The following is a 15,362-nucleotide window of genomic DNA, read 5'->3' as shown; positions in this document are numbered from 1 at the left end:
AGTGTTAGCAACAGTCCCAATAGTTTATAAAGTTATATTTTTATGTGCAGCAGGTTTTTTATCTGCTTTTGTAGATTCAATAGCTGGCGGTGGTGGGCTTATAAGTATACCAGCCTATTTTTTAGTAGGATTTCCTCCACACTATACATTAGGTACAAATAAATTTTCTGCAACATCAGGATCTTTAGTAAGTACTATAAAATTTGCTCAATCAGGTAAAGTGGACAACAATATTTTGAAAATATTGGTTCCATGTGCTTTTTTGGGAGCTAGTGCAGGGGTAACTACGGTGTTATTAATTGATCCCAATATATTAAAGCCAATAGTATTGTTTTTATTATTAGCCGTAGGTATTTATAGTTTTTTTTCTAAGACAGTAGGAATGGAAGATAATTTTAAAGGAGTAAATAGAAAAAACTTAATATTGGGAGGAATCTTTGCTTTTGCAATGGGATTTTATGACGGCTTTTTTGGACCGGGAACAGGCTCTTTTCTAATTTTTGGACTTATAGGTATATATGGTTTTGACTTTGTAAGGGCCAGTGGCAATGCTAAAGCATTAAACTTTACTAGTAATGTAACTGCATTAATACTATTTGCTATAAACGGTAAAATAATGTATTTAATGGGAATACCAATGGGTATTTTTATGGTGTTCGGGGCATATACAGGTTCTAAGGTTGCACTAAAGCAGGGTGCAAGATTTATAAAACCTATATTTATAATTATGTCTTTTGCAGTAGCCGTTAAAATGATATATGAAATGTTTATATTATAGTTATAAACTAAAAAAAGCTATCTTATATTTTAGATAGCTTTTTTAGTTATTTATTATCAGTATTAAACTTTTTTATAAGATTGTGTTTTAAAATTATATCTGAATATTCAAGTTCACTAACAGCAGACTCTTTCTCATTTTGTAAAGCATCTGTTTCATCTAATTTTTTACCTGTTTTTATATCATAGAAAGAGTTTTGTTGGGATAGATAAAATATATTTCCATTGGAAAAAGAACCATTTCTAAATATAACTTTACCATCTTTACTGTTAAACAAATCTTTTCCCATAACATTATCAGTTTCTAAATTAAATATATTTGAAAGAGTTGGATAAAGGTCAATTTGTCCACCATACATTTTTCTGGTTCCTTTATATTCATCCTTAGGGAAATGTATCATCATAGGAACTTTTTGGAGCTCCATCCATTCTAAATCTGTAAAACTGTCTTTGTTAAGAAATTTTGCTAGTTCATTTTGATGGTCTTTTGGTATAGCATAATGATCACCATATAATACTACAATAGAATTATCAAGCATACCTTCTTTTTCTAAATTATCTAGAAATACTCCTAATTGTTCATCAGTATAATGTATTGATTTCAAATAGTTTCCAAGAAAAGTTCCTTCAAATTCACCAACATTAAAATCTCCATATTTATCAACATTATCAAAAGGATAATGACTAGTTAAAGTAACTAAAAATGAGTAGTAGGGTTCTTTTAAAGTTTTCATTTTTTCAATACTTTGATTTAAAAAGGATTTGTCACTTAATCCTAGCCCGATTTCTTCATCTATATTATAGCTTTTTTCTCCGTAAAAAGTATCGAATCCATATTTAGGATAAATTACATTTCTATTCCAAAACGTTTCTCTAAATCCGTGGAAAGCTGTAGTAGTATATCCTTTATCTTTTAAGGCTTTAGGTAAAGCGTTAAACTCATTACCTGAGTATAAATAAGTTACAGAACCTGAAGCAGAAGGATACAGTGAGTTATTAGATAAAAATTCTGCATCAGAGGTTCCACCAGAAGATGTCTGGTAAAAGTAATTATTAAAATAAGCACTTCTTTTAATCCATCTATTTAAGTTTGGGGTAATTTCTTTACCATCAATTTTAGAATTTATAGCAAAAGCTTGAAGAGCTTCTACTTGTATAGTTATTAAGTTCTTATTCTCTCCTACTCCTTTTAAATTTTTAGTGGATTTTTGTGAGTTAGTTTGAAGGAAAGATTTAACTTCTTCTTTTGTTTTATCTGACACGGGAGTTCTTTTACTAATTGCATTGGATACAGAATTAAAAATATCTAAATAGTGATAGTTTACGTTTCCAAGCTGTTTTGCAATATAAACTTTATTATACATAGTAGTAATAAGCTTTGGTTGTTCCTTAGATAAAGCATTTATTTCTTTAAAATTAATAAGTCCTGCAACTAAAAATATAGATATAAAGGCAATCAATTTAGTTTTTAGTCTTAGTGAAGAAATATTTAAACTTCTAAGTTTAATTTTTTGATATTTATGTATAAATAAAATTACTATGAGATCTAAAAAGTAAAGTAAATCTGTTAGGTTAAATAAATCACCTACACTGGATTTTACTGCTCCTAATTGAAATCCATTTAAAATTACTGGCATAGATATGACATCTTTAAAATATCTAAAATAATTTAAATCTGCTATTAGTAGTATACTTATAAGTAAATTGGCAGTAAATAGAATTTTTCGCCTTGTTGCCATAGTAAAAAGTATTGATATACATACAATAAGTAAAACTGAGGCTATAACTGGATAAAATAAGGATTTGTAAGAAAAATATCCAGTTTCTATGTTTTTACCAAAAATCAGTATTTTGGTCGTTACTAATATTATGAAAGCTAATATATCTAAGTTATATAAAAATACTTCTTTTAGCTTTTTCATTAAATTTGACCCCCTATAAAATTTTAAAAATGGAGACCAAAGTTTGTCCCCAATGATAATTAGTATAAGATAAACTTATGTATATGATGAAAATAATATGTTAATAAAATGATAATAAAAAATTGAAATAATTATCTTTAATCATGATAACTATATGAAGGTATTTTTTCACATATATATTTTATTACTGAAATTTGTGTTAGTCAATGTATTTACATTATTAAAATACTATTGCATAATAGTATTTATATGGTTCATCATAGATAATGGAGGGATATCAATGAGTAAAGAAAATGAAAAAGTAAATAATGTGGAGGAAAAAGAAGTTACTGAGGAAATTAGAGATGATATAGAAGTAAAAAAAGAAAGTCAAAAGGAAATAATTCCTCAGGAAGAAAAACAAGAAGAATTTGCAAAACTAGATGACTTTATGCCTGACACAGAAATGGAAACTACTAAAGAGGTGCCAAAGGTAGATGGCGCAGAAAAAAAGATATCTTTTAATGATAGTTTCATGGCTAATTTAATAGATGTATTAATGTCTGTAGGGATATCTTTTGTTTTATATTTGGTTTTAGATGCTGTGGTATTAAGAATTTTAGGATACAGATTTATAAAGGAATATAGAGGAACAGGGTTCTTAATAGTATTTTCAATAGTATCCATATTATATCCTGCTATAAGTCAAAGTAAAAATGGAAGAACAATAGGAGAAAAATACTGTAAATTTACAATAAATAAAGAAGAAAATTAATAAAAGGTGAGTGAAGATATCAGCATGAAAAAGGGTAAGGAATACGAATTTTATATAGAAGCTACAGAATTCCCAGATACAGGAATTGCAAATAGTGAAGGACTAATTATATATATAAAAAATGCATTACCAGGCCAAAGAGTATTAGCTCGAATTACAAAAAAGAGAAAAGATTATGCTCAAGGAAAAGTAATTAAGATTTTAGAAGATGTGGATTATAAAAGGGAGGCTGTATGTGAAATATTTGGGCAGTGTGGTGGATGTGCTCACCAAGATGTGCCCTATGAAAAGCAATTAGCCTTAAAAGAAGAGCAGGTATTAAAATTATTTAAAGAAGCAGATCTTAAGGATTTTGAGTATTTAGGAATTCAAGGAAGTCCTGAAGAATTTGAGTACAGAAATAAAATGGAGTTTACCTTTGGAGATATAGAAAAGGGCGGAGAACTTACATTAGGTATGCATGCAAAGGGCAAAAGTTTTGGAATAATTGATGCAGATTGTTGTAAAATAGTAGATAGGGATTTTAGAATTATTTTACATACTGTAATAAAATACTTTAGAGGTAAAGATCTTCCTCACTATAGAATAATGAGCCACCAAGGTTATTTAAGAAATCTAGTAATAAGAAAAGCCACTAACACAGGTGAAATTATTATAAATATAGTAACCACTTCTCAAATAGAATTTGACTTTAATGAAATAACAGAAGAACTTAAAAAATTAGCTTATAGCGGTGATTTAGTTGGAATACTACATACTACAAATGATTCTCTTTCAGATGTTGTAAAGGCAGATAAAATAGATATACTCTACGGAAGAGACTATATTATAGAAAAAGTATTAGGCTTGAAATTTAAAATAACACCATTTTCATTTTTTCAAACCAATTCAAAAGGTGCAGAAAAATTATACAGTATAGTTAGAGAATTTATGGGAGAACCAAAGTCTAAGACTGTTTTCGATCTTTACTGTGGAACGGGAACCATAGGGCAGATTGTGGCCCCAGATGCCAAACAAGTTATAGGTATAGAACTCATAGAAGAAGCAGTAGTATCAGCAAATGAAAATGCGAAGCTTAATAGTTTAGACAACTGTAAATTTATAGCAGGAGACGTGTCAAAAGCAATAACATCCATAAAAGAAAAACCAGATGTTATAATATTGGACCCACCAAGACCAGGGGTTCACCCAGTGGCACTAGATTATGTTATAAAGTTTAACGCCCCAGACATAATCTATGTGTCTTGTAATCCCAAAACCCTAGTCACAGACTTAAAGGTCTTAGTAAATGCAGGATACAAAATAGAAAAGATGAAAATAAAAGACATGTTTCCGCACACACCACATGTGGAAACTATAGTTAAGCTAAGTAAGCAAAACTGAGCTATTGAGGGTTTAATGAAGGATAATAAATAGTGTTTTTCCGCTATTCTTACTCTATAAATTTAAGGGTAGCGGAAGACTATTTAATAGAAGAAATAATTGATTCAAATTTAGCTACACTATCTTCACTTAAACTTTTGGTAACATGAGAATAGGTATCCATAGTTGTAGCTAATTTACTGTGTCCTAATCTTTTTTGAATATCTTTTATATTAGCACCAGATTCTAAGAGCATAGTAGCATGAGTATGACGTAAAGAGTGAAAATTAAAAGGTATTTGTAGCTCATAATTGACTACGCGGCTTAAATATTTTAAACTATTTGTAGTGACTAGTTCACCATTTTCCTTAGTACATACAAAATTGGAAAGGGTGTAATGTTTACCATATTTTAATTTATTTTTAATTTGATGTTTTTTATGGTGTTTTAATATATTAACAAGTGTATTTCCAATTAGAATGGTTCTGTAAGAACTTTTGGTTTTAGGAGTTCCAAAGATCCATTCTTTATTTTTATATATAATTATTTTTTCTATAGTTATAGTGCTATTCTTTAAGTCTATACAATCCCAAGTTAAACCACAAACTTCAGCTGCTCTCATACCAGTATTAAAAGCTATTTGTAGTGGAATGTAAAAGTTACTACCTTCAGAAAAGCGATTAATAATTTCTTTGAAATTCTCTAAAGATAATATTTTTAAATCATCTTTATCATTATTTATATTATTATATTTAGGCATAGTAACATAGGTCATAGGATTTTCCTTTATGAGTTTATACGGATATACCGCCATTTTTAAAGCCACAGATAATACTCCATAAAAATTGGATAAAGTGTTTTTAGCAAAGCCATTTCTATATTTTTTATTTAAAAACTCTTGTAGTATGACTGGAGTTAAGGTTTTTAGTTTATAAACTCCTAAATTAGGCTTTATGTGCTTTTCTATAATTCTTTTATAGTTTACTTGAGTATTGTATTTGCAATTTATAAGGGCATATTCTTTATGCCAATAATCAAAATAATCAGATACACTTATATTACTTTCATTTAATACAGAACCACAATTTTCAAATTCATTTAGAGCATTTCTTAGAGCGGTTTCAGCTTCTTTTTTAGTATCACCTCCTGATCTTTCTATACGTTTTCTTTTCCCATCAACGGTCCCAGTATAGAATGAATAGTACCATCTGTTACCTTTTTTTCTTACACTACCTTTCATAAAAGGTCATTCCTTTCTTTTTAATTTATTTATATAATCCAATTTTAAATTGGTTATATACACATTGAATGTATATTTATTTTTTATATTTATAACTAGTAAGTTCTATTAAGTGTAAAACTTCATCTGCAAATTCTTTTGAATTTTCTTGTTTTATTTCATAAAAATCTAGTATGGTTTTACTTTGTAGAATGTATTTTATAATATCTTTTGGATTTTTAGAGTTATCTATTCTTTTTTCGTCTTTTGCTAAATTTAAATTATGGCTATTTATGTAACTATAAATATAATCTATTTTTACGTCATCATCTTCTTTCAATGCTTCTCTAATGTTAGTGATTTCATTTTCACTTAAACCAGTTAATTGAAGTTTTATAAATTTATTAAGCACCTCGTCAATGTCATTATTACCTTGAAAAAAATCTAAAGGCACATCACAGGCTCGTGCTATAGCTGATAAAGTTGCGAAACTTGGGTAAGTTCTACCACGTTCTATATCGCATATATAACTTCTAGATTTCCCAATTTCATCTGCTAACATTTTTTGAGTAAAAAGTTTATATGTTTTTTTAGATTTATATTCTCTTGCTTTTTTAATAAGTTTTCCTAAATCTTTTTTAGGCAACAAATGGATCATCTACTTTCTATTAATCTCATACAATTATTCTACGTAAATAACGTCATGAAGTCAACTATAAAATGAAATTTTACATAAATGATAGTTTTTGTAAAATAAACTTAAAATATAGTGAAATAATCCATTTGCAGACGTTTGTCCTTTTAAATATTTAAATGATATATTGAAAGTGACGTAATTAACGACATAATGCAAGGGGGATATGATATGACAATAGAAGAGAAAATTAGTGGATTAGCTTGGAATAAGAAGTTAGAAATTTTAAGAAGAATTAATAACTGGACCCAGGAGGAAGCTGCTGATAAATGCAATGCTACTCAAAAAATGTATTGGAGTTGGGAAAAGGCAAGGAGCTACCCAAGAAAAACTAGTCGTAGATCCATAGCAAGAGCTTATAGGATTTCAGAAGAAGATATTTTCTAAAACTAGAACTTTTTAGTAGATTATATTAATTATTTAATAGCTGATTGTAAAACTATAAGGGGGAAAATTTATGGAGGATTATATATATACAGTAGATGAAGTAGCTAGCATTTTAAAAGTAAATAAAAATACTGTGTATGATTTAATAAGAAGTGGCAATTTAATAGCATTAAAATTAGGAAGGCTTAAAATAACTAAAGCTACACTTTTAAAATTTTTAAAAGATTTTAATGGAAAGGATTTAACAAATTTAGATGATATAAAAGAACTAACTTTTTAAATAAAAATGAAAAGAGGGATACAAATGATAGAAAAAAATTATAATGAATTACCAATGTTATTAGAACCTAAGGATTTAGAAAATATTTTTAGTATAGATATGAGATTAGTTTATGAAATTATTAAATTGAATGAATTTCCAAAGTTGAGAATAAGTGATCATAAAATTAAAATACCTAAAATTTTATTGATTAAGTGGATTAATAAAAATAAAGAATTTTTAATGGAATATAGAAAAATTGTATAGTTCATATATCCACATATGTGCATAACTATATTTTGAATTGTTAGTAAATTCTGAAATATCAAAGGAGGAATAAGCTTTGGCTAAATATAGACAGCTACATACACAATTTTGGAGTGATGGTTTTGTATTAGATCTAACTCCAGAGGAAAAATATTTTTATTTATATCTTATGAGTAATACAAAAACTAGTCAATGTGGAGTGTATGAGCTTCCTTTGAGAGTTATAGAAATGGAAACAGGATATAATAGAGAAACAGTAATTAAACTTATAAAAAGATTTATAGATTATAAAAAAATTAAATATGATGAAGAAACTAAAGAAATAATGATATTTAATTGGGTTAAATACAATGTTCCTAATAATATAAATTCTATTAAGTGTATTAATAAGGAGCTTAAAAATATAAAAAATAAGGAGTTTATAAAAATATTATATTTGAAGTATTGTGAATTACAATTAGATATAGAAAAATTATTTGATGGAATTTTTATATTAACTAATGAAAAAAAGACCCTTGAAGGGGTTAATGAGGATATAGGAAGTAAAGAAGGAATAAGTAATAAAGTAGAAGTAACAAATGAAGAAATTAATACTAATTTAGAAGATGTAGTTACATTTTTTAAAAAAAATATATGTACACCCAAAGATTTAGAATATAGAAAGATAAAAGAATGGGCTAGTAGGATAGATTGTGATGTAATAATTATGGCCATAGAAGAAGCAGTAAAGTATAATGCTAAGAACATACAGTATATTGAAAATGTACTATATAGTTGGGATGAAAGAGCTTTAAAAACAAAAAAAGATGTAGAAAACTATAAAAAACAATGGAGTACTAATAAAAAAAATAATTGTAATAATACAGATAGCTGGAGTTTAATAGATCAAAGACAATATGATTTTAAAGAATTGGAGCGAAAACTTTTAGGGTGGGAAAATGAAAATGTAGATTAATTGAGCAATAAAATTTATATAAAAAATTAAGTAGGAGAATTATTCATTAGGAAAACAACAGGCTATATAGGGGCTATGAAGGGGGTAGTAAGTAAAGAAGTAATAAATAAGAAGTAAGAAATAATAAATAATAAATAAGAAGTAAGAAGTAAGAAGTAAAGATGGGCTTATTAGAGCTACCTTTTAAAATGGTATAAATTATAGTTTTACGTAATAACCATAAGGTTTATCTATAATCTTACTATCATAAGGGTATCTAATAAGTCCTATGGACATATATAAATCTCCTACAGATCCTATTAAGTTAGATACAAATATTAAATTACCTATCCAATTAGGGATTAATAAAGAAAATAGAGATATAACTGTAATAGGAGATAGAAATATAATGGTAAATTGGGTTAAGGATATAGGTTTATTACTTATTTCTTCAGTAGCGGCATAAATAAATTTAAATTTATATTTTACTGTACCACCAAATATAGTAAAAGTTAATCCATGGATTAGTTCATGTGCTATAGTAACCATAGTTATAGTAGCTATAAGCAATATGAAAGATATTGTAATAGAGTAATTAAATATATCCATAGATTTTTTAAAGAAATTAAAGATTATAGTATTTAAATAATTATGAAATATTATAGAGAAAATTAAAGCTATAGCTAATAGTTTTAAATGAAGTTTGTTTGTAATTTTAAATTCCATATTTTTCATCTCCAAGAAACAATAATTATTTTAATTATTACCAATAACTAATATAGTTAATCTGGCGGGTGGGTGGGAATAAAATTAATTTATAGAAAAGCCAAGGAAGGCTTGTTTATAAATACATATTAGAATGACCAGTTAGGAATACCATGATGAGGCTTAAGAGGAATACTTAATCTAAAGGTGGACTTGTCTTGCTGCGTAAGCTGTATGGACATGACTTTTCAATAAAGCTTGTACTTGTAGCTTAATGCAGGGAGCATGTCCACCTTTATCTTAGTGAGTAAGAACATAATTAAAGGTATTTATCTTTATTTATACATAAAACAATGAAAAGATAATATATTAGATGTATAATATTGGTAACTATTCCTTTAAGGCGGTGATATGCTAATGCATCAACTTATTAAGAAATATAGAGAAGGTGACAATAGAGCATTAAAAAAAATAATAGATAATTTTATTCCTCTTATTTTAAAGGAAGCTTCAAAGTATAAGATAAAATGTTATGATTATGAGGATTTAGTTCAACATGGATATTTATCTGTTATAAAAGCTGCAAATATGTACAAGGGAGAAGATAAAAACTTTAAATTCTATTGTATTAAAGCTATAAAACAAAACTACAAAGCACTTCTAAAAGGTGAAATAAAGCATCATCGAGAAATACCAGAGGATAAAGATATATACCCTTATGAATTTACTTTGGAAGATGAGATATTAGCCTATGAAAAAACAAAGGAAGTATATAAGGCTTTAGATTCTTTGACTAAGGAAGAAAGGAATATAATAGAAGGTTCTTATTTTAAAGATAAAACCATAAAGAGTATTGCTAAGCAGAATAATAAGAGCTATAACAATACAAGATACAAGAAAGATAAGGTAATAAAAAAACTACAAAATAGTTTAAAAAGACATATTTAGTAGTAGAGTACAGAATCTGTTATTTGTACTTTGTAATCTGTATTCTGAAAGAGGGTGGTGGGAATATGTATGACGACCTAGTAGAACTTATAAGTAATGTAGGATTCCCAGTAGCGGTTAGTGTATATCTTTTAGTTAGAGTTGAAAAAAAGCTTGATGATTTAATTAAAGCTTTTAATAACTATACTAAAGAATCATAATCCCCTACGGAACACCAAAAGAGAAAGGTCTTAATTTTAGGACCTTTCTTTTTTATTTTTGCATTTTTTATCTCTAAGTCATATATATAGGTGAAGACAAAATCAAAGAAAAATAAGGGGGTATAAAGCTATGGCAGTAAGTAAAAATATGTTAGAAAAAAATCTAGCTTTAGAATATCAAGATGGCTTAGATAAGAATGGAAAGGCTATCATGAGAAAGGCTACTTATAAAAATGTAAAACTAACTGCAGAACCAGAAGCTCTTATGGCGGTAGTGGATACAATACATCCATTAATGCCAGAGGGTATATCAGAGGCTAGAGTAGTAGAAAATTACGTATTAATAAAATAATTGAATGGGGGGGAATAGAGAATGAATATAACAAAATATTTAAATTTAGTGTTTAAAACCACAGAGGATTCTACTTCAACAATAAAAATTCCAAAGGTTAAAGAGGATGTAACAGAAGAAGAAATAAAAAACTGTGGTAAGGCTATAGTAGATCAGAACATATTCCAAAGCAAAAATGGAGATCTTTCAGCCCTTAAGGTTGCAAGAATTATAACAACTGAAACAGAAGAAATTAAAATAGAGGAATAGTTTAAAAGCTCCTGCATTAAATTGTAGGGGCTTTTTATGAATTTTATAAGTTTAGTTAGGAGGAATTCTTATGTATATTATAAATCCAAATTTAAGATTTAGAGGATTAACTTATGGTAATAATCCTAAAATGATTATACTCCATCATGCAGAAGCTTTTAATTGTACAATAGAAGATATACATTCATGGCATTTGAATAATGGTTGGAGTGGTTGTGGATATAATTATTTTATAAAGAATGATGGATCCATTTATATAGGTAGAGCAGATAAGGCCATAGGTACTCATTGTTTAAGTTATAATAATGTGTCTATTGGTATTTGTATGGAAGGTAGATTTAATGTAGAGAGAATGGGAGGGGCTCAATATAACTCTTTAAAAGATTTAACCCGCTACTTGCAAAATAAATATAATATAAATAAAATATATGGACATAGAGAATTAAATGAAACAGATTGCCCAGGAAAAAACTTCCCGCTACATAGAATAAAAAAAGAGTGTTTAGGTGGAAATAATTTAATAGAGAGTTCAAGTAGTAATAAAGGAAGTAAAAGCTATCCAGGATATTTACTTAAATATAATCCTAATAAATTTGATTCTAATGTAAAAGTAATACAAGATAAATTACAAAGCATAGGCTATAGTGTAGGAAGGTTTGGAGTAGATGGATATTTTGGTGATGGTACCTTATTATCTGTTAAGTGTTTTCAAAGGGATTGTAATTTGATGATAGATGGAATTATAGGAGTAGATACGTGGAAGAGAATAATGAGAGAGTAAAAAATACATTTTATTAAGATTAAAACCTATCGTAAGTAGTGAATATAAGCGCTTAGGATAGGTTTTTACTGGGTTATATTACGTGATAAAAGTATTTTGTGGTACAATAATTATAGAAATGCATAAAGAAAAATTAATATTATAAAAAATATTTTAGGTCTTTATTTATAGAATTTAAGATATTTTAGTACTTGTATAAAAAAATTATATTTAAGTAAGATTAAGTTTTAGTTAAGAGAGTTATATTATTAATAAAATAAATATATCTTTATTTAGAAATCTAAAATGTTTATATTATATAAATGCTAAAAAATGAATTTTTAATGACTTTATTGTATAAATTATTATTAAGCTAAATAAAATAATTGACATCATAAAACTTATATTTTATACTTGAATATATTTTCACTTATTATGAGGTGGGAAAGATGACAATATCAGAACAAATTAAAGTACTATGTGTTAGAAGAAATATAAGTATAGCAGAGTTAGCGAGAAGGTTAGGTAAATCTCCTCAAAATTTTAATGCAAAATTGAAAAGAGAAAGTTTTACGATAGTAGAATTGGAAGAAATTGCAAAAGTAGTAGAAGTAAAATTTGAGAGAAATTTTATATTAACGAATGGAGAAAAAGTATAAATAAGAGAGGTATTTATAAATGATATTTCAATTAGGAGAATTGTTCTGTGGCCCGGGTGGGTTGGGCTATGGTGCAAAAACAGCAGAGATAAAAAATAATAAATATAAAATAGTTCATAAATGGGCGAATGACTATGATCGTGATACTTGCGATACTTATATACATAATATATGTCCAGATGATCCTGAATCAGTTATTTGTCAAGATGTAAGAAAATTAGATATAGATTCTCTTGAATCTATAGATGCGCTAGCATTTGGGTTCCCATGTAACGATTTTTCAGTAGTAGGTGAACAAAAGGGGTTTAATGGAGAATATGGTCCTTTATATACTTATGGGGTAAAAGTATTAAAAAAGCATAAGCCACAATGGTTTCTTGCTGAAAATGTGGGCGGTATAAGGTCAGCAAATGATGGTGGAGCATTAAAAAAAATTCTTAGAGATTTAGAAAAGTCAGGATATAGATTATATCCGCATTTGTATAAGTTTGAACAATATGGAATACCACAAGCACGTCATAGGGTAATTATTATAGGTATTAGAAAGGATTTACCTTTTGAATTTAAAGTTCCTTCTCCAGAACCTTATAAGGATATGGATAATACATGTAGAACAGCTTTAAGAGTGCCACCTATACGAGAAAATGCACCAAATAATGAATTGACAAAACAATCAGCAAAAGTAACAGAGAGATTAATGCACATAAAACCAGGGGAGAATGCTTTTACTGCGAACTTACCAGAACATTTACAGCTAAATGTAAAGGGCGCAAAGATAAGTCAAATATATAAAAGGTTAGATCCTAATAAACCATCTTATACAGTAACAGGTTCAGGTGGTGGTGGTACACATATATATCATTTTGAAGAACCAAGAGCATTAACTAATAGAGAAAGGGCTAGACTACAAACCTTTCCAGATACATATGAATTTAAAGGACCAAAAGAAAGTGTAAGACGTCAAATTGGAATGGCAGTTCCAGTTAAAGGAGCAAAGATAATATTTGAAGCTGTATTAAAGACATTTGCAGAAATACCTTATGAAAGTGTAGAATGTAATGTTGATCTATAAGGGGGAATATAGGGTATATGATTAATTATTGGTGGGTAACAAGACCTAAAAGAAGGTTAAATACGATTCCAGAATTTCTTTCTACATTTGCAGAAATCTCATTAAATGAAGAATGGCAGGGCCAGAGAGATACACATTTAACATTAGAAGAAGCATTAGAACAAGCAGGATTAAAAAGAATAGGTGAACGAAGGGATCAAACAGGTGGTGGTGCGAGAACCTATAGAGCATGGGTAGCAAGTTTAGGATTGATTTTTACGCAAGAATCAACAAAGCAAACTAAACTAACATTAGCTGGCGAGGCTATAATGGAAGGTGAATCACCTGTAGAGATATTAAAACACCAGATATTGAAATATCAATTTCCATCATCTTTTTCGATAAGTAGAAATGTTAAAGTTTCTTCAAGATTTAAAATTAGACCATTTAGATTTTTATTAAGATTACTAAGTGATAGCAGACTTGAGTATTACTTGACAGAAGAAGAGATAGCAAAAATAGTTATAGTAGAGGCTGATAAGGAAACAGAAAAGTGTTATAACTATGTTGTAGATAGGATTAATAAATTTAGAAATTATGGTGATACTTGTTTAGAAGAAGACTTTAATATAAAATATGGACCAAGTAAGGGTAAAGTAAATCCAGAACATCCTTATAGCCATTTACTGGATGTAGCAAATACTATAGTTAACTGGTTGGAATATACTCAATTAGCAAAGAGAAATGAAGAAAAGAAATTAGTAATTTTAGATGATAAACAAAGTGAAGTAGCAGAAATATTAGCAACTACACCAAATTTTATAGATAGACCAGAACAGAAAGAATATTTTCAAAGAAAATTTGGGGTAGATCCTAAACACTCAAAAGATACAAGAAATTTAACAGAGACAAAAACTATTACATATAAAATAATAGCAGAACAGAAAATAAAACAAATTTTTATAGCAGAATCTTTGAAAAAACCAATAGGAAAGGTTACTCCTGCACTAGTAGATAAAATCATAGAACAAACTGGTATAGATGCTAGATTTGTAGAAGAAACATTATTAAAATACTATCCTCATGGAGCTATTGGTTCTTTTATGACAGAGTATTTTGAAATGGCTTTTAGGGGTAGAGATGATGCCACAGAATTTGAATTAGCAACAGTGGAACTATTTAAATCAGCATTTGGATTTGAAGCTGAACATGTTGGACCAATAGGTTTAACACCAGATGTACTTATACTTTCTAATGAAGATGACTATATAGGAATTATAGATAATAAAGCATATAGCAAATATACAATAAGTAATGACCATAAAAATAGAATGATACATAATTATATTAAAACATATAAACAAGGGCAAAAACATCCATTAGCTTTTTTTAGTTATATAGCTGGTGGATTTGGCAAAAATATTGATAATCAGATAAAAGAAATAGTAGATGAAACTAAAGTATATGGTTCAGCAATAAGTGTAACCAATGTAATTAAACTGGTTGAATATTGTAATGCAAAGAATTATGATCATAGAAAGATAAGAGATATATTTTCAGTAAATAGACAAGTCTTGATGTCAGATTTATAATTAGAAATAAGCTTTTTTATTATAAGCTTTGTTTTATTAGTAGGATAAACTTTAACGATTTCTTTAGAACAAGGAAGATTTGGTTATACACAATGCTTAATTTTAAGTGTTTCTTTATAGTTGCAGAAATAAGCAATTCCAAGGACAAATTATAATTAAAAAAGAAATGCTACTTTAAATATTAGTTATAAGATACCTTATATATAGATTTATTTGTCTATGTTATAGGGTATCTTTTAATTTAGTGGATCATTACTTTTTCTTATTTCTA

The 15,362-nt window shown here is 27.8% G+C and carries 19 protein-coding genes; 15 read left to right on the top strand and 4 right to left on the bottom strand.

Annotation, left to right across the window (positions count from 1 at the left end):
* Window position 1: 1 nt before the first annotated feature.
* Window positions 2-778 (top strand): TSUP family transporter, encoded by a 777-nt coding sequence (locus tag EJL03_RS02925; protein WP_243108631.1) that lies wholly within the window; start codon window positions 2-4, stop codon window positions 776-778.
* 46 nt (window positions 779-824) lie between these two features.
* On the opposite strand, the gene EJL03_RS02920 is transcribed toward EJL03_RS02925, so the two are convergent.
* Window positions 825-2,699, bottom strand: coding sequence for an LTA synthase family protein (locus tag EJL03_RS02920; RefSeq protein WP_125152481.1), 1,875 nt, complete (start codon window positions 2,697-2,699; stop codon window positions 825-827).
* Between the two features lie 280 nt (window positions 2,700-2,979).
* On the opposite strand from EJL03_RS02920, the gene EJL03_RS02915 reads away from it, so the two are divergent.
* Both EJL03_RS02915 and rlmD read left to right on the top strand, forming a co-directional pair.
* A complete protein-coding gene (locus EJL03_RS02915) occupies window positions 2,980-3,453 on the top strand; it encodes an RDD family protein (protein ID WP_164508989.1) in 474 nt (157 codons plus the stop codon).
* 24 nt (window positions 3,454-3,477) lie between these two features.
* Entirely contained in the window at window positions 3,478-4,836 is a 1,359-nt protein-coding gene (rlmD, locus tag EJL03_RS02910) for a 23S rRNA (uracil(1939)-C(5))-methyltransferase RlmD (RefSeq protein ID WP_125152479.1), read from the top strand.
* Window positions 4,837-4,915: 79 nt separating this feature from the next.
* On the opposite strand, the gene EJL03_RS02905 is transcribed toward rlmD, so the two are convergent.
* Both EJL03_RS02905 and EJL03_RS02900 read right to left on the bottom strand, forming a co-directional pair.
* Entirely contained in the window at window positions 4,916-6,055 is a 1,140-nt protein-coding gene (locus EJL03_RS02905) for a site-specific integrase (protein WP_125152478.1), read from the bottom strand.
* A gap of 76 nt (window positions 6,056-6,131) precedes the next feature.
* Window positions 6,132-6,692 carry a helix-turn-helix domain-containing protein gene (locus EJL03_RS02900; protein ID WP_243108630.1) on the bottom strand — a complete coding sequence of 187 codons (561 nt, stop codon included), beginning with the start codon at window positions 6,690-6,692 and terminating at the stop codon, window positions 6,132-6,134.
* Between the two features lie 207 nt (window positions 6,693-6,899).
* On the opposite strand from EJL03_RS02900, the gene EJL03_RS02895 reads away from it, so the two are divergent.
* The 4 genes from EJL03_RS02895 to EJL03_RS02880 all read left to right on the top strand — a co-directional run bounded on the left by EJL03_RS02895 (window position 6,900) and on the right by EJL03_RS02880 (window position 8,596).
* Complete coding sequence (locus EJL03_RS02895) at window positions 6,900-7,115, top strand: helix-turn-helix transcriptional regulator (protein WP_125152476.1); 216 nt, start codon at window positions 6,900-6,902, stop codon at window positions 7,113-7,115.
* 70 nt (window positions 7,116-7,185) lie between these two features.
* Window positions 7,186-7,395: a helix-turn-helix domain-containing protein gene (locus EJL03_RS02890; protein WP_011987146.1), complete on the top strand. Its 210-nt coding sequence runs from the start codon at window positions 7,186-7,188 to the stop codon at window positions 7,393-7,395.
* 24 nt (window positions 7,396-7,419) lie between these two features.
* Entirely contained in the window at window positions 7,420-7,641 is a 222-nt protein-coding gene (locus EJL03_RS02885) for a hypothetical protein (protein ID WP_205606745.1), read from the top strand.
* A gap of 76 nt (window positions 7,642-7,717) precedes the next feature.
* On the top strand, window positions 7,718-8,596 hold the full coding sequence (locus EJL03_RS02880) for a DnaD domain protein (protein ID WP_058012608.1): 879 nt from the start codon (window positions 7,718-7,720) through the stop codon (window positions 8,594-8,596).
* Between the two features lie 198 nt (window positions 8,597-8,794).
* Here EJL03_RS02880 and EJL03_RS02875 read toward each other — a convergent pair whose 3' ends face one another.
* On the bottom strand, window positions 8,795-9,301 hold the full coding sequence (locus EJL03_RS02875) for a DUF3267 domain-containing protein (RefSeq protein WP_125152475.1): 507 nt from the start codon (window positions 9,299-9,301) through the stop codon (window positions 8,795-8,797).
* A 396-nt stretch (window positions 9,302-9,697) separates the two neighbouring features.
* Between EJL03_RS02875 and EJL03_RS02870 the strand changes: the two genes are divergently transcribed.
* From EJL03_RS02870 to EJL03_RS02835, 8 genes are all read left to right on the top strand, one after another.
* Entirely contained in the window at window positions 9,698-10,228 is a 531-nt protein-coding gene (locus EJL03_RS02870; protein ID WP_125152474.1) for a sigma-70 family RNA polymerase sigma factor, read from the top strand.
* A gap of 65 nt (window positions 10,229-10,293) precedes the next feature.
* On the top strand, window positions 10,294-10,428 hold the full coding sequence (locus EJL03_RS02865; protein WP_125152473.1) for a YvrJ family protein: 135 nt from the start codon (window positions 10,294-10,296) through the stop codon (window positions 10,426-10,428).
* Between the two features lie 130 nt (window positions 10,429-10,558).
* Window positions 10,559-10,780 carry a DUF1659 domain-containing protein gene (locus tag EJL03_RS02860; protein ID WP_003391516.1) on the top strand — a complete coding sequence of 74 codons (222 nt, stop codon included), beginning with the start codon at window positions 10,559-10,561 and terminating at the stop codon, window positions 10,778-10,780.
* Window positions 10,781-10,801: 21 nt separating this feature from the next.
* Window positions 10,802-11,029 carry a DUF2922 domain-containing protein gene (locus tag EJL03_RS02855; protein ID WP_033060209.1) on the top strand — a complete coding sequence of 76 codons (228 nt, stop codon included), beginning with the start codon at window positions 10,802-10,804 and terminating at the stop codon, window positions 11,027-11,029.
* 70 nt (window positions 11,030-11,099) lie between these two features.
* Window positions 11,100-11,810, top strand: a complete 711-nt coding sequence (locus EJL03_RS02850) for a peptidoglycan recognition protein family protein (RefSeq protein WP_125152472.1) — start codon at window positions 11,100-11,102, stop codon at window positions 11,808-11,810.
* A 428-nt stretch (window positions 11,811-12,238) separates the two neighbouring features.
* On the top strand, window positions 12,239-12,448 hold the full coding sequence (locus EJL03_RS02845; protein ID WP_125152471.1) for a helix-turn-helix domain-containing protein: 210 nt from the start codon (window positions 12,239-12,241) through the stop codon (window positions 12,446-12,448).
* Window positions 12,449-12,467: 19 nt separating this feature from the next.
* The gene (locus EJL03_RS02840; RefSeq protein WP_125152470.1) at window positions 12,468-13,520 is read left to right on the top strand and encodes a DNA cytosine methyltransferase; all 1,053 of its coding nucleotides are present in this window, start codon (window positions 12,468-12,470) and stop codon (window positions 13,518-13,520) included.
* A 17-nt stretch (window positions 13,521-13,537) separates the two neighbouring features.
* The gene (locus EJL03_RS02835) at window positions 13,538-15,091 is read left to right on the top strand and encodes a restriction endonuclease FokI C-terminal domain-containing protein (RefSeq protein ID WP_125152469.1); all 1,554 of its coding nucleotides are present in this window, start codon (window positions 13,538-13,540) and stop codon (window positions 15,089-15,091) included.
* Window positions 15,092-15,362: the final 271 nt, after the last annotated feature.

The organism is Clostridium rectalis (assembly GCF_900626095.1).
In the GTDB taxonomy this organism is placed as follows: domain Bacteria; phylum Bacillota; class Clostridia; order Clostridiales; family Clostridiaceae; genus Clostridium_AS; species Clostridium_AS rectalis.
Note: the sequence above shows the minus strand (reverse complement) of the source record. Positions and strands in the feature narration are given on the sequence as shown.

Coding starts and splice junctions, on each gene's coding strand:
- EJL03_RS02920 (WP_125152481.1), bottom strand. CDS start 2,699: ATGAAAAAGCTAAAAGAAGTATTTTTATATAACTTAGATATATTAGCT.
- EJL03_RS02915 (WP_164508989.1), top strand. CDS start 2,980: ATGAGTAAAGAAAATGAAAAAGTAAATAATGTGGAGGAAAAAGAAGTT.
- rlmD (WP_125152479.1), top strand. CDS start 3,478: ATGAAAAAGGGTAAGGAATACGAATTTTATATAGAAGCTACAGAATTC.
- EJL03_RS02905 (WP_125152478.1), bottom strand. CDS start 6,055: ATGAAAGGTAGTGTAAGAAAAAAAGGTAACAGATGGTACTATTCATTC.
- EJL03_RS02900 (WP_243108630.1), bottom strand. CDS start 6,692: ATGATCCATTTGTTGCCTAAAAAAGATTTAGGAAAACTTATTAAAAAA.
- EJL03_RS02895 (WP_125152476.1), top strand. CDS start 6,900: ATGACAATAGAAGAGAAAATTAGTGGATTAGCTTGGAATAAGAAGTTA.
- EJL03_RS02890 (WP_011987146.1), top strand. CDS start 7,186: ATGGAGGATTATATATATACAGTAGATGAAGTAGCTAGCATTTTAAAA.
- EJL03_RS02885 (WP_205606745.1), top strand. CDS start 7,420: ATGATAGAAAAAAATTATAATGAATTACCAATGTTATTAGAACCTAAG.
- EJL03_RS02875 (WP_125152475.1), bottom strand. CDS start 9,301: ATGGAATTTAAAATTACAAACAAACTTCATTTAAAACTATTAGCTATA.
- EJL03_RS02870 (WP_125152474.1), top strand. CDS start 9,698: ATGCATCAACTTATTAAGAAATATAGAGAAGGTGACAATAGAGCATTA.
- EJL03_RS02865 (WP_125152473.1), top strand. CDS start 10,294: ATGTATGACGACCTAGTAGAACTTATAAGTAATGTAGGATTCCCAGTA.
- EJL03_RS02860 (WP_003391516.1), top strand. CDS start 10,559: ATGGCAGTAAGTAAAAATATGTTAGAAAAAAATCTAGCTTTAGAATAT.
- EJL03_RS02855 (WP_033060209.1), top strand. CDS start 10,802: ATGAATATAACAAAATATTTAAATTTAGTGTTTAAAACCACAGAGGAT.
- EJL03_RS02850 (WP_125152472.1), top strand. CDS start 11,100: ATGTATATTATAAATCCAAATTTAAGATTTAGAGGATTAACTTATGGT.
- EJL03_RS02845 (WP_125152471.1), top strand. CDS start 12,239: ATGACAATATCAGAACAAATTAAAGTACTATGTGTTAGAAGAAATATA.
- EJL03_RS02840 (WP_125152470.1), top strand. CDS start 12,468: ATGATATTTCAATTAGGAGAATTGTTCTGTGGCCCGGGTGGGTTGGGC.
- EJL03_RS02835 (WP_125152469.1), top strand. CDS start 13,538: ATGATTAATTATTGGTGGGTAACAAGACCTAAAAGAAGGTTAAATACG.